The following is a 21,353-nucleotide window of genomic DNA, read 5'->3' on the forward strand; positions in this document are numbered from 1 at the left end:
TTAATAGCCCGCTCGACTGCGGGTGCCCCGCCCACGAGCGACTACTCGGCGCGGTACCGGTGCGACCGGTTGTTCGGTGTTGAACAGCGTTGGCTGCATCAGTTGCTGTTCCAACTGGTCCCACTCGTGGTCACGTAGCAGATGCGTTTTAAGGCTACGTGCGGCATGCAGGGCATACACCTCGCAGTCCAGGGCTTCGTTGCGGCGCCCGGCTTTTTTCTGCCAGACCATCTTGCTGGGGTTACGCGCATGCGGCGCCAGCACTTCGTTGGTGAGCTGTTCGTAGTAATCCGAACGGATCTCGCTGTACCAGTGCATGCGCCCCGGTCCGACCCCCTTCAAGCGGAGACGACCATCGATCAGCGTCTTGGCCTTGTGCGTGCCAACGATGTGCACCCGCAGGCCATATTTCGCAGCTTTGGTGTTGTCCTGGGAGGTGTCCACAGACTGCGGTGGCTTGGTGAAGATTTCCTTGTCTCGGCTGTCAATCGAAGCGCCCTTGATTGCCATGATGTTGAAGCGCTGCCGATCACGGACATAGCTGTAAACGGCATCGCTGGTATTACCGTCCGAGCTGTCGATGCTGACCGCCGACACCGCGAGGTGCGCGCCGCCCTCGGTGGGGATTGGCTGAGCGATGACCCGATCCAACTCCTGCCAGACGCTGTCATGGGGGTCGATTGGGTTGCCGTGTAGCTCCCCCCAATAGAGCCTCCAGGACTCTTCGCCGCGCCCCCATCCGGTGATGATCAGCGCCAGACGATCACCTTGCACGTCCACACCCACGGTCACCAACAACACGCCCCTGGGCGCTGTCAGTTCGGCGTATGGCTCGGCACGCTTCTCCAGTTCGTCTGTCTTGGGCGCGTCGCTTTGGTACTCGTAGCTTTCGCCCTTGGAGCTGTTCACAAAGGCAATCATCGGGCCGATGTTGCCTTGCGCCGCTGCGTGTTCGGCCTGGAGCTTTTTCTCCATCAGCGCCTGGAAGCGTGACCCCCAAAAGGTAGCGTACAGCTCATTGAGGATGTAGCCGGCAATCCCGCGAAACTCAGCCGTGGCCTGCCAGCGCCCGTGCTTGAGGTTCGCGTTCTTCTGGTTGTCGTCCCAAATCGCGCCGCAATGTGGGCATGAATAGAACGCCTTCTCCGGCCGTTTTTTGCCGTAGACCTCGTGGTGATACTCGGGGTCTTCATCGCAGTGAAGGTTGTCAAAGCTCAACGCATGTTCCTGGCCGCATTCGTGGCATGTCACCAAACCGATGCGCTTGTCCGACAGTTCCAGCTCCGCATCAATGGCCGACAGGCCTTTGATCGTTGGGGTGCCGCCGATGATGATCTTGGAACGGCGAAAGGTTTTCAGACGCTCCTTGGCCAGCTTGATGCTGTCGCCCTGCCCGCGCAGGTTGAGGTTGCAGTCGTCGGGCTCTTCAATGGCTACACGCGGTACCGGTGTAGATTTCACGCTGGCCGGGCTGTTGGAGCCCACCATCTTGAGGAAACCGCCAGGGAAGCGCTTAAAGTCTTGGCGCTGCTGCAACTTGCGGCTACGCAAGTCGACCTTCTTGCGAAGCCGTGGAGTCGCCTCAATCATGGGTTCGAGCTTCTCACCCACGTACTGCTTGGCGGCTTCGGCCTTGGGAAACAGCACCAGGATCGGGGACGGATCAATGTCGATCCACTTGCCCAGGGCGTTACCCAGAACGCCCGATGTCCAGGCAACCTGCGCCGACTTGCGGCCTACGATCTCGGTGACCGCCGGATCGTCCAGCGCCTCCAGAGGGCCGCCGGGCCAGGTCAGGTGAGGCGTGACGTTGAAACGATATTTGCCGGGGCGGGCTGACTCTTCTGGCGCCAGCCAGCGGTATTTTTCCGCCCATTCGATAATGCTCATGCGCGGCGGCGGTGCCCACTTCCGGCAGGCGCCGCGCAGCGCGTTAATCGCCGTCTTTTTCAAGGCCCTCCGGATCGTCCGGTTCGTCAGAATCTCCATCTGACTGGGCATCATCCTTGTCATAGTCTGACAGCCTCCTCAGGATGGTTTCGATGGGGTCGGCGATCAGGCGCTCGTCAACTTCAACGCCGTAGCGCGCCGACAGTTGTTCCGCCAACTCATCCGGAAATGAATTAAGCAGCTCGACTTTGGCTGCCGTGATCATTGCCTCAAAGCGTCCGATCAGATCCGCCGCGATTACGACTTCGCCCAAATCCTTGGCCAGCGCCAGCTCTTCACGATTGGCCCTGACCCGGTCGAGCCGGTCACGAGAGGATTCTTTTTTGCCGTTGAGCGCGGCCTGTTGCATCAGCCACTGGATCACCGCTTCGGTGTCGTACTGGTTTTCGTTGCCCCGGCCCAGGCCGAACTCGATTACCGGCATGCCGTCGTTCTGCCAACGGGTCAGCGTGCGTTCATCGCGGCCGACGATCTCGCTCAACTCGGCTTTGCTGACTGTTCTGCCCATCGCTAACCCCTTGAAAAGACGGACATCCCTGCCAAAAACTCAGCTGCAGGGAATCCGCGAGTTCGGTAACCCGTGTAGGGGGCGGGCCAAGGGGAGGACCCAGAAAATCCCCCTCCCCCTACCCCTGCCCCGCGTTGCTTGATGCCTCGGTGACACCCAATCGTTTCGCTACCCAGCGTTCGTACAGGCCAATCGCAACGTCGGCGCCGGCCATCGCCGTCAGGCTTCCCAAGGCGCCTGCTGTCCAGAGCGACATGCCGGCGGCGATCATCAACATCATCGCCGACACCCCGCAGACAACGCAGCCACCGGACCGCAGTGCCAGGCGTCTCAACAACACCCAGCCCCGCGCCCCGTCCTTGTCGGCCCGCCACATCTCCCCCGATACGCCGCCGACCAAGGCCAGAAGAATTACTAACCAGATCGGCATTTCTGCCAGTGCTTGCTGCTCGTTCGTCATTGCCCCGCCCCTTAAACGCAAAAACCCGGCGCAAGGGCCGGGTTTGGTGTGTGGTGCCTGCCGCTTTATGCGGTCGCACCTATCGAAGATGAGTACTTTTTACAGGTCGATTCCGGTGGCAGCAAGCCTGTTTTAATGCCACCCGGTGAATGTCTGGTGAACGCCTAGGCAATGTCGGCGAATATCTTTATTTCGGCTTCCAGCGCCTGGGGCGCTGTCCTTCCTGTCCCACTATCTCGGGTCAAAGTAGGACAGCTACAGACGCCTAGAATCGGGGCCTGCCCCACTGTCCTACTTTATTTTCTATTCTCTCCCGTAAAGAGAAAAAGCTAAGAGCACGCGTGCGCGCCATGGGCGCGTATGCACTCCCGCTACGCTCACACATGGGCGGGACGTGCGGGAAGGTTGGACAGTAGGACAGACCAACAACAGCGCGGCCCGCGCTCGTCCAACTGCATCAAACAACAGTGGGACAAGGCGAGCCGGTAGGACAGCCACAGACGTAGACAGGATCAAGCAGCGATCCCCATCAACAGCCCATAGATGCACAGGTGCGCGTCATGCAGGCGCTGGTAGTAGGTGTCACGCCCGCAGCTGCAGTGGGCATACTTCAGGCGCATGTCGGTGTCTTGGTTGCAGTAATGCTCTCGCACGATTTGCACGTGCAGAGGATCGAGATGTTTGGTCACGATCAGCTCAATATCCAGCGAACCTTCCAAGGGCGCACGGAACGCCCGCCGGCCACGAATGAGTTGCCCATTGCTCTCCATCATCATGGCGACCATGTTCCCACCGGCGAGCCCGCCTGCACTGAGGTCGCTATGCAGCTCCTCGGCCCATTTACGCAGCCGCGCATCGATTTCCTTAATCATCGAAACATGGCTCCTGAATCGGCTGGACTTTCAGGTTCGATGCTCCGCCCCAATCTTGTGGCCTCTTGTAACCCCAGGGCCGGACGCCGCTCTTAGGCAATGCGGATAGCCGGACCTTACGCCAACCCAACCGGTGCATGATCGCCCCAACGCGCATCTGTTCAGGCTTGCCCCAATGTCCGTAGTCCAGCTTCAAAGCCCCAAGCAAAATGTCTGTGCCGGTCGCCGTCTCTCCAACCTGATACTCCTCGAGCCAAGTCAGAATGGGGCCTTCCCACTCATCCACCACAAAGCGCTCTTCCTGGGCTTCAGCGAACAGTGGCGCCTCCTCCCGGTTAACCCACCAGATATCGCCGGACTGATAGCAAAACATCGCCTCGGCCCACAGCTGGTCGCGGATCTCGCGCAGTTGCTCCAAGTCGACCTTGGTACAAGCGACCGGCCAATATCGGCGGTTCCCGGTGGCGTCCTTCAGGTACTCATCTTGGTTCGTCGTACCCACGAAAACACACTGGCGTGGCACGTCCATCGTTCTGCGGCCGTAGCTCTCACGGTAGGTATCGGTCGAGGCCGAGAAGAACTGCTTGGCCTTGGTGGACTCAGCCTTGTTGAAGCTGTCCAACTCCCCCAGCTCAACGATCCACTTGCCGCGAATCGCCTGGAACCCATCCTTGTCACCCAAGGCGAAGGGGGTATCCATAAACCAGGCACCACCCAGCACCGACATGGCCGTGGATTTACCGGCGCCCTGTGCGCCTTCGAGGATCATCACCGAGTCAGCCTTGCAGCCCGGCTGCATCACCCGGCCGACCGCCGACACCATCCAGCGCTTACCGACCTTGGAGCTGTAATCCGTCGAGGCTACGCCCATGATGTCTGTCAACCAGGTGTCGAGCCGGGGTACCCGATCCCACTCCAAGCCATTGAGATAATCGCGTACCGGGTGAAAGGCATGGTCATGTGCAACAACACTGACTGCCTCAATAACGCTGCTCGCCTTGACCCGCAGGTTGTACTGTTGCGCGAGCCACTTCATGACCAGCATGTCATCAATGTCAGCCCAATCGCCGACACCGCCGCCATACGGGGCAGCACGCAGCTTGACGATCTTGGAGCTGAACGCACTGAAGCCAATCACACCGGCCCAACGTTCGTCGTTGCCCAGGATCAGCTCTACGTTTTGCATGTGCGCGATCAACATGCCGTTTTCCGTGCGGGCCAACTGGTCTTTCCAGCCTCCTGCTGCAGGTGGCTTGACCACCGCCAGAACCTGGCGGCGCACCGCCTCCAATCCTTCAGCACAGTGCAGGTCGTTGAAGTCGGTCCACTTGTCCTCTCGCGCCCCCGAAAAGATCGGGCCTACTACCTGACCACCTACAACCGTTGCCGCGTTGTTGGCTTTCTCTTCACCTGGGTTCCAGGGCTCGCCATTAGGGCGCTTGGTTTTCCAATCATCATCCCGGCAGATGATGATCGGACGCCCCGGGAACCGCTCGCGCATTGCCTTTGAGACCGTCATGAGGTTGCCCGCATCAAAGGCAATGGCGACCGTCAACGAGGTCGCCATGTGCAGGCTCGCACCGGTGGCGTAGCCCTCACACACCAGCACTGGCTCGCCCGGCTCAGGGTGCGGACCAATGAGGTGGAAAGCGCCTTCCTTCGCCATCCCATAGGGCCAGTAAGACTTGTCGCGGCCGGTGTCCTCTTGCTTCTCGGGGAATATCACTTGTAACCCGACGATCTGGTCCCGAGCGTTTTGCATCGGCACCAAAACCGCGCCGGAGCGCGGAGCATAACGAACGCCGAGGCCCACGATCTGCTTTCGATCCAAGTAGGCGCTACGGCCTTTCTCGGGCATCCGCTTGAACAAACCAGCGGCACGGTTAGCCGCTCGACGGGCAGCGTTGGCAGCCTTCTCGGCGGCCTTGCGCTTGGCTTCCTCCTGACGAGCGCGCATGACTTCACGCTCTTCAGGCGTCATCCGGCCGGGCTTCACCTTGATCTTTTGCGTTTCTCCTGTACGCCAGTCGCCGAACGCACCGAAGATCAGGGTTTCGCCCTTCTCGGTGTGGTGCTCGTGTAGAACGTACCAGCCGTTTTTCTCTTTGCCCTTATCAAGGGCGGTCTTGCATCGAGTCAGTTTGCCGTAAATCAGCGGCTGCGCAGGCTCGAGACCAAAGTCTGCAAATTGATTCAGCACGTCATCGAGCATGACGAGCCTCCCTCATCTCATCAATGGACTGACAGGTCACACATTGCGTGCAGCCCTGCTGGGCCAGTCGCCGCGCCTCGGGGATCGGATCATCACAGCTTTCACAGAACAACAACGAATGCCCAGGCAACGCCGGCTTGAATGCACTGCGAGCAGCGAGCGCCTGATCAATGCGCTCCTGCACCAAGTCATTGGCGAAATCAGCAATATCAGCCACGGCCGTCACCCCGCGTTGTGTGGTTGACGTACGTGGCGCGGTTGAACAATCCCAGCAGCCCCTGGATACCTCGAAACACCTGCAGACGAATTGCGGCCAGCTCGTGATCGCTGACCACCCCATCACCAATGCTCTTGGCCCAGGTATCGGCCAGATCGGCCACCTGCCGGAAATACTCGGCGAGGCCAATGGTCAGGGTTTCCGGCATGTCGGTGGTGTACACCTCAGACAACTCGTGCCAGATCGTATCGCCGACCAAGGCATGCACCGCATCCAGGATGCGTCTGTCCTTCGTCAGTTCGAGGATCTCGCCAAACTCTTGGATGTTCACCGAGTGACTGGGGTGCGTGGGGGACAGTTTGTGCTGCAGCGTGGTGGGGTTTCGGCCCGTGGTGGCGGCGATTGCAGCGGCGCCGCCTGGGTAATCCCGAGCGGCATGGTAAAGCGCCAGATCGAGCGGCAGGACTTCCCGCTGTGCTCGTTCGACGCAACTCAGAGCGATTCGGCTCATGGCATTAATCCTTATAAGTTGCCAGTGCCGCGCGACATGCAGTGGTGATACATTTGCCGCGTGGCTTGAAAGGGCCCAAACGCCGGCTAGATCTTAGGGATCGACACCGGCACCGTGCCGGGGCGAACAATCCGTTGCTCACCCCTGGCGCAACAGCTGCCCAATCTGTGGTGGAAAAGGCAGCAACACCAAGGCTTCCGAGCCTTGGGAAAGCGCGATAAGGGAGGTGGTTTGCATGTGGTGTGCCCGCCTACCTTTATCGCGACCCGACAGCGCTGTGGTGGTGCGTGCCGGGAGGAACTGGGCGACCTTTGGGTCGCCTTTTTTCTATGCCGCTGAAGCGACTCCCGCCAATGGAGCAGGAAAGATGTCGGATAGGTCAGGCCTCAACTCGTGCGGCAGAACAGTTCCGCCCGAGGCGCGTGAAACAGCAAGAACTCGCTCAGTGGGAACGCGACCGGCCTTTAGCCATTTCCACACATGGGGCTGCTTCACGCCGCAACGGCGTGCAAGTTCCGACTGATTGTTGCCACAAACCTGCAACGCCCTATTCAGAGCATCAAGCGGCGACGAGCTGCGATTTGAGCAGACTTCCGGTGGATGCGTGGTTTTCACTGTGATTCCTCCTTCATGTGGAGGCGAAATTACAACCTAGGGAATAATCTGTCAAGCACCTAGGTTGTTGGACAATCTATAACCTTGGTTTTAGCATGGCGCCATGATGAATTATCTCGATACCTCAGTGCTTCCAGAGCTGGCGGACCGCTTGGTCTACGCCATGGAGCAACGCAACATGGTGCAGGATCGACTTGCTACTGCAGCAGGGTGCACACAGACCACCATCCAAAAACTCACCTCTGGAAAAAGCCAGAAGAGCCGATTTATTGCTGCCATTGCGCGAGCCCTTCAAGTGGATGTGGACTGGCTGGAACTGGGCACGATTCCTCCATCCTCGAAAGAGCAAACGGAATCAAAGCAGGCAGTAGACGGAGCCCCTGTCATATTAGGCGAGCTATCCACATGGGATGACACCACCCCTCTGGATGACGATGAAGTTGCATTGCCTCTTTACAAAGAAGTCGAAATGGCATCAGGCATTGGAAGGTCGGCAGTACAAATAGATGCATACCGTAAGGTTCGCTTTTCCAGCTACACATTGAGAAAGGCTGGCATTGATCCCAAGAACGCCGCTTGTGCTACCAATAGCGGTAACTCAAACCACCCTCTCATCTTAGATAAAGCCACAATCGGCATAGATAAAGGCATGACCCGGATCATAGACGGCCAGCTCTACGCCTTGGATCATGACGGACTGCTGCGGGTTAAGTTTGTCTACCGCTTACCTGGCGGATCTATCCGATTGCGCAGTTTCAACCGCGCCGAATATGCGGACGAAGACTACACGCTGGATCAGGTTATGGAACAACGAATCCAGATTATTGGCCGCGTCTTCTGGTGGTCGACGCTTAACCCTGCAAACTCAACACTGCTCTGACAACATCAGTACGTAAAGGATGACTTATGGAAATCAAATCGTTGAAATCATTGCTCGCTGATCATGGCGTCTCCTTTGATGCCAATACAATCATGAATGCCCTCATCAAAGCAGGGCATGCCGAGAATCATGAGTATCCGAGCACAACAGGTAACGGAGTCATGAAGTCTTTCAAAAGGCTGACAGAGGCTGGCGAACGGTTCGGGGCCAACAAATCCACCATGCATCCTTTCAAGACTGAGCCTCGCTTCTATGAGGAGACCTTCACAGAGCTTCTCCAGGTCGTCGTCAGCCAGCTTCAGCACGAGGTCTCCTCCTTGAGATCTATGGCCGAGTAAAAACAACTCAAAAATTACACCCTAGGTTATTGCCACGAATTAAAACCTAGGTTATTTTTGCCTCACTCTTCCACCACAGAGCGAGGCAAAACCATGCACACCACAGCATCCCTGCACGTCCATCCGGCCGTTGCCGACCTATCCCGCATCTTCGAAGTAAGGCGCCTGGCCCGCATCTACGGCTGCACCTTCATTCCGTCTAAACCCAAGCAACACGCCCGTACCGCACCGACTTCCTTCGATCCAAACGACGGAGGCCGGGCAGCATGAGCAAATTCCTGATCGACAACCGCACACTGACATTGCTCAGCGCCCAGGTGAACCTGAGCGGGACTTTCAATCACACCCTTCGGCGACTGTATCGACGCGATGTGTTGGCGTTTCGGCTGAAAGTTGAACGCAACAAGACCGACAGCACCTTCACCGTTGAGCTGGGTTCAGAGCGCCACACGCTGACCGTGCCCAACACCAAAAAAACACACCTGAAGCTCGCCGACTTCATTGAGGAGGTCGTCAACGGCCCTTCTGACCTGACAGGCGAACCCCAGCCTAAACGACATGCTGAACGCGAGTACGGCGCTTTCAGCAGCCAGCAGCGGGAACAGGTTTACAGACTGGTTTCCACAGGCGGGTTCATCGATCTGGACCTGGGCTTTGAACTGCCGATCCGGCTCGCCGTGCACCGGACACGTACACGCTCGGGCATCACCGTAGTCATGAGCATCGGCGTTAAAAGCCCGCGTACCAAGTGCTTCACCGTGTACGGCACCGACGCCGAGATGTACGAGCAGGTTTGCGAATCCATTAACCACCTGGCTGCGCTGGCAACACCCGCCGCGCACGCAGCATAGGAGGGCTGACATGGAGCGCAATCTCGAAAAGACCGCCAAGCACTTCGGCCTGACCCGTCCCGCCCTGATCAAGCTCATGCGTGAGAAGGGTCTGCTCACCGACCGCAACCTGCCGGCGTTCCCCGTCCGCGACCGTGAATACCTTCGGGTCAAGGACAGCAACTGGTACCACGACACGCTGGGCATGCAGTACAGCCAATCGACACGCGTCCGGCAGGCCGGCATCCCCTGGCTAGCGGAGCAACTGGGCCTCGACCTTCCTGCCATCCCGGCAGACAACCGTGACGTGGCCTAGGGAATACGCCCGCCAGATCATCGCCCTACGCACCCGAGAGGAGCGCAACGCCGCGCTCCTTGAGGTGCCGGAGCATCTGCGCGAGCTGACCAAACGCCACTGCCTGAATTTCTGGGACCACCCCAAACGGAAGAAAAATCATGGATAACGAACTGATTGATGAGCAGATTCTCGCCTTACCTCGCATACCTGCTGAGCAAAGCACGCTCAAGAGCCTCATCGACGCCCTACAACAAATTGCAGAAACCACCGACCGAAGCGCGCCTGTCCAGACCGACGGGATGTCCGACTACATCGACCTCGTCTTGGTCCAGCGCGAACAACTCAAGCTGTGTGCCATCGGAGTGTTCCTGATGGAGGAATATGGATACACCTGGTGCTCCGTAACGAACAGCAGCGATGTAAGCAACGATGACCGTCACATCACGCTATCGATCATCCTGACGAGCGATCAGGACCACTTCTTAATAGGCTACGGGAATACAGCCGAGAAGGCCCTACGAGATCTGCACAAGGTCAAGCGGACCCCACCTAGGACCGCCGAATGAAAGACATCAGCCAGAACCCGCTGCGCCTGATGCCAGCACCGGAGACGGCCACCGTCGAGCTGCTGTATCGCACCTTCGGCGACGTGCTTATCCCCCTCGAAAAGCTGCGCGTGCAGTACTTCCGCAACCTCAACGAGCAGTCGTTTGCAGCCGAAATCACCAGCGGTCGCATTCAACTGCCCGTGACCACGCTGGACAGCAGCCGCAAGGCACCGAAGTACGCGCATATCCGCCACGTCGCGGCACTGATCGACATCCAGGCCTACAAGGCCGACGAAGTCCACGCGAAGGCCCAGGCCGACGCAACTGAAGAAACCCAATCGTAACGGCTGCCACCACCAGCCACCCAAAACCACCAGGAGCACACCACATGACTGTAATTCAAATCTGCGCGTTGATCGGCCTGATCATCGGCGCTGCACTCATCTACTGGACCGGCTACCGAGGCGGCCTTATCGACGGCCAAGTTGAAGGCCATGAGGCAGGCTTCGAAGACGGTACGAACGACGAGCGCGCCGCAAACGCCAAAACCATCCGCGAACTTAAAGCATCTCTACAATTCATCCGTGCTGATCACACCCGCCTTGTGAATCACTGCAAACGCCTTGAAACAGTGATGGCATTCGGCATGCCGGAGCGACTGGCACTTCAGGAAATCGCTGAGAAGCTCAGGATTGCCGCCGACACGTTCAGTGCATTCCGCACCGGCAAAAAGCTGGAGCGCGACACTCGCGCTCTGCGTGAACAAGCACTTGTCATGGCGGAGCAGTTGGCCCCCTTTGTAACGGGAGACGCAGCATGAGCCGCTCCCGCCCGATGTTACGCCTCTCCCCACAGGACGCCGGAGAGCTGCACCTGCAACACGCCAAAGCCACCGCCGAACTGCGCGAAGTGACACGATTCCGTAAAGAGTTCGACCGGCAACTGTCGCTGCTGATCGGCTACGACGCCCTGCGCAAGTTACACAAGGACACCCAGAACGCCCTGATGCTCGCCGACTTGGTCAAGGAGGCAGCATGAACTGGATTCTCACCCAAACCGGCAAGCGCTTTGACTTGTTCGAGCCGGACGCCGACATGATCGACCCACGGGACATTGCGCACGCGCTCGCTCATTTGTGCCGCTTCAACGGCCACACCCGCGAGTTCTACAGCGTGGCCCAGCATAGTTGCTTGGTTGCGGATCTGGTGCCGGCCGAGCACAAGCTCGCCGCCTTGCTCCACGACGCCACCGAAGCCTACATCGGCGACATGGTGCGGCCGCTCAAACAGTGGATGCACGCCTACCAGGACGTCGAGACCTGGATCTGGGATCGCATTTGCACTCGCTTCAGCCTCGATCAGGACCTGCCGGTATCCGTCACCCAAGCCGACCTGATCGCCCTGGCCACCGAACGCCGCGACCTGATGCCATCCGACCCGGCCACATGGGATTGCCTTGTCGGCATCGAACCCGCGCCCGAGCGCATCCGGTCGTGGTCACCCACCGAAGCCCGGCTCACCTACCACCAGCGCCTGATGGACCAACTCGCTATCGAACACCGGAGGAAAGCGGCATGAAGCAGGAACAGAACGCTCCGCAAACCCAGTCCGCTTTGCTCCGCAGCGCCAGTTGGGTCGACGCGCCTGTAAACAACAGTCTCTGCTGCGCAGCAGCAGGCATTACTGCTTCTTTCCAAGCCACCGCCGAGGCACTTATACCCCACGAAAGGCTGCGCCGGGCAGCAACACCTGAAGCCACGCTGATAGCTCAGCACCGCCCGCCCGCGCAGCCTGCCTTGGGGTATACGCACTTCGACACCGCAGCGGATCCGCCACCGCTGCAGTACCAAGTGGACAAGATTCCCGAGGACAAAATGGCCGAGCTGGTCGGTACGACCCGCCGAGCACTGCAGGGCAAACGCGCAAGAGGGGTCATCCCTAAAGGCGTCTGGAACACCATCGACAACCGCATCTATTACAGCATCAGGAGATATGAGGCATGGCTCGAAAGCCAATGGGATTGCCCACCGGAGTTGAATTTGTCGGCCAGTCCGTCAGGATTCGCTTCACCTGGAACGGGCAACGCCGTTGCGAAACCCTCCCCTATCCCCAGACACCGAAAGGCATTAAAGCGGCATCCGATCTACGCGCTAACGTAACCAGCCTGATCAAGCATGGCGTTCTCGACGACCAACGCTATGCCGAGCTGTTCCCCAACTCCACTTATGCCACCTACTCCGCTACTCCCCGCTTCGGGGAGTATGCCCAGGAGTGGTTAAACAGTCGGGAGGTGGTAGCAGGCACCCGCAAGAACTATCGAGCGTCCCTCAATCTGTATTGGATGCCTCACTTAGCCCTGCTACCCGTCGACGGCATCACCTCGGTGCTGTTGCGCAAAATCGTAGCCAGCACAGAATGGAAATCGCCGGGCGTTAAGCGCTCGGCAATCCAGCGGCTGACGACGGTGTTCAGCACCGCCGTCAAAGACGGCCTGATCAATCGCAACCCGGTCGAGTCCATCGAGCTTCCCGTGAAAACGAAAAAGCCCATCGACCCCTTCACGGTGGCAGAGGCCAACGCCATCATCGAACACCTCTATAAGACGTTGAACCATACGATGCGGATCTATGCGGCTTACTTCGAGTTCGCCTTCTATACCGGCATGCGCCCTAGCGAGATAGCGGCCCTCCGGTGGGACGAGGTAGACAAGCAGAAACGCTTAGCCACCGTGTGTCGGATCGTCGCGGACTATAAGATCGAGGAGCGCACCAAAACCCGCAATGAACGGCAAGTGATGCTCAATAGCCGGGCCATGCACGCCATCGAGGTCGCCGAGCAAATTGCCGAACAACGTGCGAAACAGAGCCGTAGGAAGCAGCCGAAATCGCCCTATGTGTTCCCACCCACGAAGAATTTCGAGTTCATCCAGCAGTCCAGCGTCACCGACAAACACTTCCAGGCGGCACTGACCGAATTGGAGATTCGCGCCCGTCGGCAATACAACTGCCGACACACATACGCTACCATGTGCCTCATGGCGGGTATGAACCCTGCATTTATTGCCACTCAGCTAGGTCACAGCGTTCAGATGTTGCTCTCGACCTATGCCCGATGGATCAACTCCAGCACCGACTGGGGCGAACTCGGGAAACTCGAAAACAGCTTGATTGGTACAAAATTGGTACAGACAGAACAAGTACCCTCCTGAAACCCTTATGGAATCAGCCTCTGTGACACTGGAACAGAATTACACCGCGATTCTCGGCCAACTGGGCGAGGACGTTTCCCGCGAGGGCCTGCTCGACACGCCCAAGCGCGCTGCCAAGGCCATGCAGTACCTCTGCCGCGGTTACGAACAGACCCTGGAAGAAGTCACCAACGGTGCCTTGTTCAGCTCCGACAACAGCGAGATGGTGCTGGTCAAGGACATCGAGTTGTACTCGTTGTGCGAACACCACCTGCTGCCTTTCATTGGCAAGGCTCATGTGGCCTACATCCCGAGCGGCAAGGTGCTGGGGCTGTCGAAAGTCGCGCGCATCGTCGACATGTATGCGCGTCGCCTGCAGATCCAGGAAAACCTCAGCCGCCAGATCGCCGATGCAGTCCAGCAAGTGACCGGCGCCCTGGGCGTGGCGGTGGTGATCGAGGCCAAGCACATGTGCATGATGATGCGCGGTGTGGAAAAACAGAATTCCTCGATGATCACCTCGGTGATGCTCGGCGAGTTCCGGGAAAACGCCGCCACGCGCAGCGAATTCCTCAGCCTCATCAAGTAATCCGTCGCATGAAGAAAACCGGCATCGATCGCCGGTTTTTTTTCGCCTGTGAAAAATCAGGTAAGCTGCGCGCCCTCTTCTTCCCTGCCGCGAGGCTTAATACCGTGATCGTCAAAGCGCTTCGGGTTGGCTTGGGCCAGCTCATCATCTTCATCGACTTCATCACCCGCCCGGGCAAGAAACAGCGCCCGGCCGAGGCCCAGGCGCAGGTCGAGCAGGCCGCTCGCAGCCTGACGCTGTATCAGTTCCACGCCTGCCCGTTCTGCGTGAAGACCCGCCGCACCCTGCGCCGCCTCAACGTGCCGGTGGCCCTGCGCGATGCGAAAAACAACGAGCAGGATCGCCAGGCACTGCTGGAGCAAGGCGGCAGGATCAAAGTACCTTGCCTGCGTATTGAAGAAAATGGCGAGACCACCTGGATGTATGAGTCCAAGGTGATCATTGATTATCTGGATAAGCGGTTCTCGGCAGCCTGATGGTTTTGTGGTGTGGCCACTGACCTCATCGTGAGCAAGCTTTGCTCTCACAGGGACAGTGGTGAATACAAATCCAGTGTTCACCAAGGCCCCCTGTGGGAGCAAAGCTTGCTCGCGATGGGGCCAGCCCCGTCACCACATAAGTCAGGCTGCCTTTACCGCCAACGCCTCCCGCACCACCCCCGCCAACCGCTTGAGCCCCTCATCCAACCGCGCCGGGTCGATGTGGCTGAAGTTCAAGCGCAAGTGCCCCGGATGCTGGTCCGGCTCAGGAAAGAACGGCTCCCCTGGCATGAACGCAACGTCGGCCGCCAACGCGGCGGGGAGCAAGGTGCGGGTGTCCAGCGGTTGCCTTAGAGTCAGCCAGAAAAACAACCCACCCTGGGGCACGTTCCAGTCCGCGATGTCGCAGAAGTGCTTTTGCAGCGCCGCCTGGAACCGATCGCGACGATCCCGGTAGAACTCCCTCAACTCACTCAAATGGCTGCGGTACTGCTCGGTGCCGATCCATTGCAGCGCCTGCCATTGGCCGATGCGATTGGTGTGCAAGTCCGCCGACTGCTTGAGTCGCAACAGGTGCGGGAACAAATCCGGACTGGCGATCAGGTAACCCACCCGCAGCCCCGGCAACAGGGTTTTGGACACGGTGCCGGTGTAGATCCAACTGGCCTTCTTCAAGCGACTGACAATCGGCGTGGCACTGCCACCATCGAACGTCAGCTCGCGGTAGGGTTCGTCCTCGATCAAGGTCACGCCAAATTCGTCTAACAGCGCCGCCACCGCATCGCGCTTGGCTTCGCTGTAACGCACCGCCGAGGGGTTCTGGAACGTCGGAATCAGGTAAATGAACGCTGGCCGATGCTGCTCCAGGCGGGCCCGCAACTGTTTCAGGTCCGGACCGTCGGCCTCCAGGGGCACGGTGATGCAGTCGGCGCCGAACAGTTGGAAAATCTGCAACGCGGCCAGATACGTCGGCGCTTCGAGCATCACCTGCGTGCCCACGTCGATGTGCAACTTGGCCGCCAGGTCGAGGGTTTGCTGAGAGCCACTGACCACCAGCACCTGACTCGCCTCACACGCCACGCCCAGCCCCCGCGCCTGGGCCGCCAGGGCTTCGCGCAGGGCGGGTTCGCCTTCGCTCATGCCGTATTGGCCCATGGACAACGGCATGGCTGCCCATTCCACTTTCGGCAACATGGCTTCGGCCGGCAGGCCGCCGGCGAACGACATCACTTCAGGGCGCTGCGCCGCTGCAAGGATTTCTCGAATCAAAGAACTTTTGAGGCGCGAGACACGTTCGGAAAAAGCCATGGGGTCACCTGTAGCGGGGCACGGGAAGAATGAGTCAAACTGATTGACCGAAATTACGCCGACCTCTGTGGATACGTCAATATGCTTGACCTTAAAAACCCGATTTCCCAACAAAAGGCCATGGAAGCGTTCTTCTTCGGTTACCAGGCGTTTACCGCCAAGGCCGATGAAATGCTCGAGCGTCGTGGGTTGAGCCGGGTGCACCAGCGCATCGTTTTTTTCGTCGCCCGCTACCCATCCCTGAGCGTGAAGGAACTGCTGGCGCTGCTCGGGGTAAGCAAGCAGGCGCTGAACATGCCGTTGCGGCAACTGATGGAAATGCACCTGGTGAACAGCGTCGCGTCCGAGACCGACAAGCGCAAGCGGCTGCTGGAGCTGACGACCGAGGGCGAGCGGTTCGAGCAGGCGTTACGGCGTGAGCAGGTGAAATTGCTGGAGCGGGTGTTTGCCGAGGCTGGGGAGGAGGCGGTGAATGGGTGGTTGGCGGTGAATCTGGGGTTGGGGAAGGGTCAGGTGGCTGTCGACTGAGTTTCCTCTGCAAGGTGTGTATTGCCCGGCCTATTGCCATCGCGGGCAAGCCTTGCTCCCACAGAGGGTCTCAACGGACGCCTGCCGTGCAAGCAAGGCTTGTTCCCATAAAAGGTCTCAACGGACGCCTGCCGTGCCAGCAAGGCTTGTTCCCATAAAAGGTCTCAACGGACGCCTGCCGTGCCAGCAAGGCTTGTTCCCATAAAGGGTCTCAACGGACGTCCGCTGTGGGAGCAAAGCTTGGTCCCATAAAAGGTCTCAACGGACTTCCACTGTGGGAGCAAAGCTTGCTCGCGATGGCGCCCCCAAGGTCGATATATCCCTATCGACCGACATTTCGTCGACAACACAGAAAACATTATTTGCTTTATTTGTATACAAAAGCATAATTCGCTTCGTGCGAGTTCCTGACCATCAGGTCAACATACTTCGCCAGCCTTACCTGCCTCAGCGCATCGCAGCCACCCCCAGGGCGTGTGCGGTGCTGGAAATAACAATAAGACTCTTGAGGAGTACTCGCTGTGGAAAGCCGCAAACCCGAAGCCCAGACGCTGGACCTCTCGCCGCCGCTACGTAGTGGCTGGCTGGAACGCCTCTTCAAACTCAGCTTGCATGGCACCACGGTGAAAACCGAGCTGATTGCCGGCCTGACGACCTTCATCACCATGGCCTACATCATCTTCGTCAACCCCAACATCATGGCCGATGCCGGCATCGATCACGGCGCCGCATTCGTCGCCACCTGCATCGCTGCGGCCCTGGGTTGCCTGTTGATGGGCCTGTACGCCAACTGGCCGGTGGGCCTGGCGCCAGGCATGGGCTTGAACGCTTTCTTCACCTACACCGTGGTCGGCACCATGGGCTACAACTGGGAAACCGCGTTGGGTGCGGTGTTCGTTTCCGGTGTGCTGTTCATGTTCCTGACCCTGTCACGGGTGCGGGAGTGGCTGCTCAACAGCATTCCGGTGAGCCTGCGGTTTGCCATGGGCGCGGGGGTCGGATTGTTCCTCGGGCTGATCGGTCTGAAAACCGCCGGGATCATCGTCGACAGCCCCGCCACCCTGATCAAGCTCGGCTCGTTGCGTGAGCCCGGTCCGCTGTTGGCCGCGGTGTGCTTCCTGATGATCGCCGTGCTCAGCTATCACCGTGTGTTCGGCGCGATCCTGATCAGCATCATCGCTGTGACCCTGGCCGGTTGGGGCCTGGGATTGGTGCAGTACAACGGCGTCATGTCGACACCACCGAGCCTGGCCCCCACCTGGATGGCGATGGACGTGGCCGGTGTGTTCAACGTCAGCATGATCAGCGTGGTCCTGGCCTTCCTGTTCGTGCACATGTTCGACACCGCCGGCACCCTGATGGGCGTGGCCCAGCGCGCCGGCCTGGTGAAAGCCGATGGCAAGATCGAGAACCTGTCCCGCGCCTTGAAAGCCGACAGCGCCTCCAGCGTCTTCGGCGCCATGGTCGGCGTGCCGCCAGTGACCAGCTACGTGGAAAGCGCCGCCGGTGTGGCCGCCGGTGGCCGCACCGGGCTTACCGCCGTGACCGTCGGTGTGCTATTTATTGCCGCCATGTTCTTCGCACCGCTGGCCGGGATGATCCCGGCCTACGCCACGGCCGGGGCCTTGATCTACGTCGCGATGCTGATGATGGGCGGCATGGCCCACATCGAATGGGACGAAGCGACCGACAGCATCCCGGCCATCGTCACGGCCATCATGATGCCCCTGACGTTCTCGGTCGCCGACGGTATCGCACTGGGTTTCATCACCTATGTGGTGCTCAAGGCCGGCACGGGTAAACACAAGGAAATCTCCGTGAGCCTGTGGGTGCTCTGCGCGATCTTCATCGCCAAGTTCATCTTCTTGTAAGCGAGACCGTTTTCACCCGCCTCACCCATTGGGTGAGGCTTTTGTACATCAGGAGCAAAGCAATGAATCTGGAAACCTGGCTGTTGTTCAGTGGTGCCGCCTTGGTGGTGATCCTCATCCCCGGCCCGTTGTCGTTGTTGATGATCGGCAATAGCCTGAACTACGGCCTGCGCCGCTCGTACCCGGCGTTCCTGGGTGGGGTGATTGCCTCGATCTGCCTGCTGAGCGCCTCGGCGCTGGGGCTTGGTGCATTGTTGATGGCCTCGGAGCAGTTGTTCAGTGCCCTGAAGATTGTCGGTGCCCTGTACCTGTTTTATCTGGCCTGGCAGAGCTGGCAGCAATCGCGCCAGCCGTCCCAAGGCACCGACGTGCCGCAAGCCGCCACCGTCCCGCGCTTTCGCGCCCTCTTCGGCCGGGCGTTCGTGCTGGGTGCGAGCAACCCGAAAGACATCCTGTTCTTCGCCGCTTTCCTGCCGCAGTTCTTGAGCGCCGAACAAGCGTTCATGCCGCAGTTGCTTATCATGATCGCCACCTGGACCGTACTCGACCTGCTGTGCAAATTGGCCTACGGCCTTGGCGCCCACGGCGCGGCGCGATATCTGCGCACGGGTAAAGGCCAGGGCTGGTTCAACCGGGTCAGTGCCGGGTTGTTTGGCGGTGCGGGGGCGGCCTCCCTGCTGAGCCGCTAAAAAAGCAAAAGCTTCGCGAGCAAGCCCGCTCCCACAGGTTTTTGTGAACGACAAAAATCCAGTGTGGGAGCGGGCTTGCTCGCGAAGACGCCCTCCCAGACACCCTATTTTTCATGGACGAAAAAAAGCCCGCAGTGTGAGCGGGCGAAAAACCAAAGAAGCTCTATGCGCAGTGGCTTCCAGGACCAGGCAGTTGCTTGGGGGATCAACTGCCTCGATAGGTTGAATAAGCGTAAGGCGAAATCAGCAAGGGCACGTGGTAATGCTCCTGCTCGGCCGAAATGCCGAAGCGCAGCACGACCACATCCAGGAACGCCGGTTCGGACAACTGGACACCACGGGCGCGGTAGTAATCGCCGGCATGGAATTGAATCTGATAGACGCCCGAACGGTAGTCATCCCCTTGCAGCAACGGCGCGTCGCAGCGACCGTCGCTGTTGGTCAGCGCGCTGGCGACCAGTTGCAGTTGCGAACCTTCCACACGGTACAACTCGACTTTGATCGAGCTGCCCGGGCAGCCGTGTGCAGCATCCAAAACGTGAGTAGTCAAACGTCCCATTGATTGTGCGCGCCTCGCTGCAGTGCAGTCCGGCCCGACGCCTCCTGAATCAGTTGAAAGACAGGCCGCACCGTTTCGGAGCACGAAACGCCACGGCGATGAACGAATTAAGACACTTTAAAAGAAAATTGTACACAATAAAAAATCAATATTTTGCCCCTGTGCGTTCCGACCAGGGTTCCAACCCAATCCGAAGCCAAACCAATGGATACGCTATCCTTACATTGATTAATTGACCAGATGGGCAGGTTTCTTGCAGTGTAGACAAACCAAGGGCAGCGGTGAAAATTGCAAAAAATCAGGCTTACAAATCGCACATAAAGTTGTATACAATCATCCCATCGTCGTGACGCCAGCCTATGCTCCATCGCCAGGGCGCCACCCACATGGTTCGAACAAGAAGGAAAACTGCAGTGAGCGCTGACTACCCACGCGACCTGATCGGTTACGGCAGTAACCCGCCCCATCCCCAGTGGCCGGGCAATGCCCGCATCGCCCTGTCCTTCGTGCTCAATTACGAAGAAGGCGGCGAGCGCAACATCCTGCATGGCGACAAGGAATCCGAGGCGTTCCTCTCGGAAATGGTCGCGGCGCAACCGCTGCAGGGCGAGCGCAACATGAGCATGGAATCGCTGTACGAGTATGGCAGCCGTGCCGGGGTCTGGCGGATCCTCAAGCTGTTCAAGGAATTCGATATCCCGCTGACCATCTTCGCCGTGGCCATGGCCGCCCAGCGCCATCCAGACGTGATCCGCGCCATGGTTGCCGCCGGTCACGAAATCTGCAGCCACGGCTATCGCTGGATCGACTACCAATACATGGATGAGGCCCAGGAACGCGAGCACATGCTCGAAGCGATCCGCATCCTCACCGAAATCACCGGCGAGCGTCCGCTGGGTTGGTACACCGGTCGTACCGGCCCCAATACCCGCCGACTGGTCATGGAGGAAGGTGGTTTTCTCTATGACAGCGACACCTATGACGACGACCTGCCCTACTGGGAACCAAACACCCCCGACGGCAAGCCGCACCTGGTGATCCCCTACACCCTCGACACCAACGACATGCGCTTTACCCAAGTGCAGGGTTTCAACAAGGGCGATGATTTCTTCCAATACCTCAAGGACGCCTTCGACGTGCTGTATGCCGAAGGCGCCGAAGCCCCCAAGATGCTCTCCATCGGCTTGCACTGCCGCCTGATCGGCCGTCCTGCCCGCCTGGCGTCCCTCAAGCGCTTCCTTGAATATGCCAAGGGTCATGAACAGGTCTGGTTCAGCCGTCGCGTCGACATCGCCCGCCACTGGCACCAGACCCACCCGTGCCCACAAGCTTCGAAATCAGGAGCTTCGAAATGACTGCCTTCCAGACCCTCAAGCCTTCCACCTTGAGCCGTGACGCCTTCGTCCGGGCTTTTGCCGATATCTACGAACATTCGCCATGGGTCGCCGAAAAGGCTTTCGACCTGGGTCAGGACCCGTCGATCGACCAGATCGAAACCCTGCACCAGCGCATGAGCGATATCCTGTTGAGCGCCGATCACGCCAGCCAACTGGCGCTGATCAACGCTCACCCGGACCTGGCCGGCAAAGCCGCCGTTCAGGGCCAACTGACCGAAGCCAGCACGAACGAACAGGCCGGCGCCGGTATTCACCAATGCTCGAGCGATGAGTTTCAGCGCTTCACTGAGCTGAACGACGCCTATAAGGCAAAGTTCAAGTTTCCCTTCATCATGGCGGTAAAAGGCAGCAACCGGCATCAGATCCTCGCGGCGTTCGAAACGCGCATCCATCACTCGGTAGCCACCGAATTCAAATGCGCGCTGGCAGAGATCAACAAGATCGCGTTGTTCCGATTACTGACCCTTTAGCGAGCAGCCCCGCGACCCGAGGCCCTGCAAGCATCCCC

At 59.1% G+C, this 21,353-nt stretch carries 29 protein-coding genes; 19 read left to right on the forward strand and 10 right to left on the reverse strand.

Going from position 1 to position 21,353, the window contains the following annotated elements:
- From GFU70_RS20830 to GFU70_RS20865, 8 genes are all read right to left on the reverse strand, one after another.
- Entirely contained in the window at window positions 1–1,953 is a 1,953-nt protein-coding gene (locus GFU70_RS20830; protein WP_319017026.1) for a phage terminase large subunit family protein, read from the reverse strand.
- Window positions 1,934–2,458, reverse strand: coding sequence for a terminase small subunit (locus GFU70_RS20835; protein WP_149632523.1), 525 nt, complete (start codon window positions 2,456–2,458; stop codon window positions 1,934–1,936). Before GFU70_RS20835 ends, GFU70_RS20830 begins: the two co-directional genes overlap by 20 nt.
- 118 nt (window positions 2,459–2,576) lie before the next feature.
- Entirely contained in the window at window positions 2,577–2,918 is a 342-nt protein-coding gene (locus GFU70_RS20840) for a phage holin family protein (protein WP_149632524.1), read from the reverse strand.
- A 512-nt stretch (window positions 2,919–3,430) separates the two neighbouring features.
- Window positions 3,431–3,790 (reverse strand): hypothetical protein, encoded by a 360-nt coding sequence (locus tag GFU70_RS20845; RefSeq protein ID WP_153388760.1) that lies wholly within the window; start codon window positions 3,788–3,790, stop codon window positions 3,431–3,433.
- A complete protein-coding gene (locus GFU70_RS20850; RefSeq protein ID WP_153388761.1) occupies window positions 3,783–6,002 on the reverse strand; it encodes a VapE domain-containing protein in 2,220 nt (739 codons plus the stop codon). Before GFU70_RS20850 ends, GFU70_RS20845 begins: the two co-directional genes overlap by 8 nt.
- Window positions 5,992–6,219, reverse strand: a complete 228-nt coding sequence (locus GFU70_RS20855) for a TraR/DksA family transcriptional regulator (protein ID WP_072394137.1) — start codon at window positions 6,217–6,219, stop codon at window positions 5,992–5,994. Before GFU70_RS20855 ends, GFU70_RS20850 begins: the two co-directional genes overlap by 11 nt.
- Window positions 6,212–6,730: a phage regulatory CII family protein gene (locus GFU70_RS20860; protein ID WP_043042002.1), complete on the reverse strand. Its 519-nt coding sequence runs from the start codon at window positions 6,728–6,730 to the stop codon at window positions 6,212–6,214. The genes GFU70_RS20855 and GFU70_RS20860 overlap by 8 nt, the downstream gene beginning before the upstream one ends.
- A gap of 327 nt (window positions 6,731–7,057) precedes the next feature.
- The gene (locus GFU70_RS20865; RefSeq protein ID WP_226920962.1) at window positions 7,058–7,345 is read right to left on the reverse strand and encodes a transcriptional regulator; all 288 of its coding nucleotides are present in this window, start codon (window positions 7,343–7,345) and stop codon (window positions 7,058–7,060) included.
- A 106-nt stretch (window positions 7,346–7,451) separates the two neighbouring features.
- Here GFU70_RS20865 and GFU70_RS20870 point away from each other — a divergent pair, with 106 nt between their 5' ends.
- The 14 genes from GFU70_RS20870 to GFU70_RS20930 all read left to right on the forward strand — a co-directional run bounded on the left by GFU70_RS20870 (window position 7,452) and on the right by GFU70_RS20930 (window position 14,490).
- Window positions 7,452–8,225, forward strand: a complete 774-nt coding sequence (locus GFU70_RS20870; protein WP_153388762.1) for an XRE family transcriptional regulator — start codon at window positions 7,452–7,454, stop codon at window positions 8,223–8,225.
- 26 nt (window positions 8,226–8,251) lie between these two features.
- Entirely contained in the window at window positions 8,252–8,563 is a 312-nt protein-coding gene (locus GFU70_RS20875) for a hypothetical protein (RefSeq protein ID WP_153388763.1), read from the forward strand.
- Between the two features lie 93 nt (window positions 8,564–8,656).
- Complete coding sequence (locus GFU70_RS20880; RefSeq protein WP_167352833.1) at window positions 8,657–8,833, forward strand: hypothetical protein; 177 nt, start codon at window positions 8,657–8,659, stop codon at window positions 8,831–8,833.
- Entirely contained in the window at window positions 8,830–9,414 is a 585-nt protein-coding gene (locus GFU70_RS20885; protein ID WP_053124096.1) for a hypothetical protein, read from the forward strand. The genes GFU70_RS20880 and GFU70_RS20885 overlap by 4 nt, the downstream gene beginning before the upstream one ends.
- 10 nt (window positions 9,415–9,424) lie before the next feature.
- A complete protein-coding gene (locus tag GFU70_RS20890; RefSeq protein WP_072348346.1) occupies window positions 9,425–9,709 on the forward strand; it encodes a phage antirepressor KilAC domain-containing protein in 285 nt (94 codons plus the stop codon).
- 140 nt (window positions 9,710–9,849) lie between these two features.
- Window positions 9,850–10,257 (forward strand): hypothetical protein, encoded by a 408-nt coding sequence (locus GFU70_RS20895; RefSeq protein WP_153388764.1) that lies wholly within the window; start codon window positions 9,850–9,852, stop codon window positions 10,255–10,257.
- The gene (locus GFU70_RS20900) at window positions 10,254–10,583 is read left to right on the forward strand and encodes a pyocin activator PrtN family protein (RefSeq protein ID WP_153388765.1); all 330 of its coding nucleotides are present in this window, start codon (window positions 10,254–10,256) and stop codon (window positions 10,581–10,583) included. The genes GFU70_RS20895 and GFU70_RS20900 overlap by 4 nt, the downstream gene beginning before the upstream one ends.
- A 44-nt stretch (window positions 10,584–10,627) precedes the next feature.
- Entirely contained in the window at window positions 10,628–11,059 is a 432-nt protein-coding gene (locus tag GFU70_RS20905) for a hypothetical protein (protein ID WP_153388766.1), read from the forward strand.
- On the forward strand, window positions 11,056–11,277 hold the full coding sequence (locus GFU70_RS20910; protein ID WP_153388767.1) for a hypothetical protein: 222 nt from the start codon (window positions 11,056–11,058) through the stop codon (window positions 11,275–11,277). The genes GFU70_RS20905 and GFU70_RS20910 overlap by 4 nt, the downstream gene beginning before the upstream one ends.
- A complete protein-coding gene (locus GFU70_RS20915) occupies window positions 11,274–11,816 on the forward strand; it encodes a phosphohydrolase (protein WP_153388768.1) in 543 nt (180 codons plus the stop codon). Before GFU70_RS20910 ends, GFU70_RS20915 begins: the two co-directional genes overlap by 4 nt.
- Complete coding sequence (locus GFU70_RS28825; protein WP_226920966.1) at window positions 11,813–12,397, forward strand: hypothetical protein; 585 nt, start codon at window positions 11,813–11,815, stop codon at window positions 12,395–12,397. Before GFU70_RS20915 ends, GFU70_RS28825 begins: the two co-directional genes overlap by 4 nt.
- The gene (locus GFU70_RS20920) at window positions 12,298–13,446 is read left to right on the forward strand and encodes a site-specific integrase (RefSeq protein WP_226921205.1); all 1,149 of its coding nucleotides are present in this window, start codon (window positions 12,298–12,300) and stop codon (window positions 13,444–13,446) included. The genes GFU70_RS28825 and GFU70_RS20920 overlap by 100 nt, the downstream gene beginning before the upstream one ends.
- 22 nt (window positions 13,447–13,468) lie before the next feature.
- A complete protein-coding gene (gene folE, locus GFU70_RS20925; protein WP_010456659.1) occupies window positions 13,469–14,014 on the forward strand; it encodes a GTP cyclohydrolase I FolE in 546 nt (181 codons plus the stop codon).
- 104 nt (window positions 14,015–14,118) lie between these two features.
- On the forward strand, window positions 14,119–14,490 hold the full coding sequence (locus GFU70_RS20930) for a glutathione S-transferase N-terminal domain-containing protein (RefSeq protein WP_058546687.1): 372 nt from the start codon (window positions 14,119–14,121) through the stop codon (window positions 14,488–14,490).
- Between the two features lie 144 nt (window positions 14,491–14,634).
- Here GFU70_RS20930 and GFU70_RS20935 read toward each other — a convergent pair whose 3' ends face one another.
- Window positions 14,635–15,801, reverse strand: a complete 1,167-nt coding sequence (locus tag GFU70_RS20935) for a PLP-dependent aminotransferase family protein (RefSeq protein ID WP_153388770.1) — start codon at window positions 15,799–15,801, stop codon at window positions 14,635–14,637.
- An 81-nt stretch (window positions 15,802–15,882) separates the two neighbouring features.
- Here GFU70_RS20935 and GFU70_RS20940 point away from each other — a divergent pair, with 81 nt between their 5' ends.
- From GFU70_RS20940 to GFU70_RS20950, 3 genes are all read left to right on the forward strand, one after another.
- Window positions 15,883–16,329: a MarR family winged helix-turn-helix transcriptional regulator gene (locus GFU70_RS20940; protein ID WP_058546673.1), complete on the forward strand. Its 447-nt coding sequence runs from the start codon at window positions 15,883–15,885 to the stop codon at window positions 16,327–16,329.
- 521 nt (window positions 16,330–16,850) lie between these two features.
- Complete coding sequence (locus GFU70_RS20945; RefSeq protein ID WP_058546672.1) at window positions 16,851–18,200, forward strand: NCS2 family permease; 1,350 nt, start codon at window positions 16,851–16,853, stop codon at window positions 18,198–18,200.
- 62 nt (window positions 18,201–18,262) lie between these two features.
- Window positions 18,263–18,889, forward strand: coding sequence for a LysE family translocator (locus GFU70_RS20950; RefSeq protein WP_058546671.1), 627 nt, complete (start codon window positions 18,263–18,265; stop codon window positions 18,887–18,889).
- A gap of 205 nt (window positions 18,890–19,094) precedes the next feature.
- Here GFU70_RS20950 and uraH read toward each other — a convergent pair whose 3' ends face one another.
- Window positions 19,095–19,448 (reverse strand): hydroxyisourate hydrolase, encoded by a 354-nt coding sequence (uraH, locus tag GFU70_RS20955; RefSeq protein ID WP_058546670.1) that lies wholly within the window; start codon window positions 19,446–19,448, stop codon window positions 19,095–19,097.
- 413 nt (window positions 19,449–19,861) lie between these two features.
- Between uraH and puuE the strand changes: the two genes are divergently transcribed.
- Both puuE and uraD read left to right on the forward strand, forming a co-directional pair.
- The gene (puuE, locus tag GFU70_RS20960) at window positions 19,862–20,803 is read left to right on the forward strand and encodes an allantoinase PuuE (RefSeq protein WP_058546669.1); all 942 of its coding nucleotides are present in this window, start codon (window positions 19,862–19,864) and stop codon (window positions 20,801–20,803) included.
- Window positions 20,800–21,315, forward strand: coding sequence for a 2-oxo-4-hydroxy-4-carboxy-5-ureidoimidazoline decarboxylase (gene uraD, locus GFU70_RS20965; RefSeq protein ID WP_153388771.1), 516 nt, complete (start codon window positions 20,800–20,802; stop codon window positions 21,313–21,315). The genes puuE and uraD overlap by 4 nt, the downstream gene beginning before the upstream one ends.
- The last annotated feature ends 38 nt before the right edge of the window (window positions 21,316–21,353 follow it).

The organism is Pseudomonas brassicacearum, assembly GCF_009601685.2.
GTDB lineage: Bacteria > Pseudomonadota > Gammaproteobacteria > Pseudomonadales > Pseudomonadaceae > Aquipseudomonas > Aquipseudomonas kilonensis_B.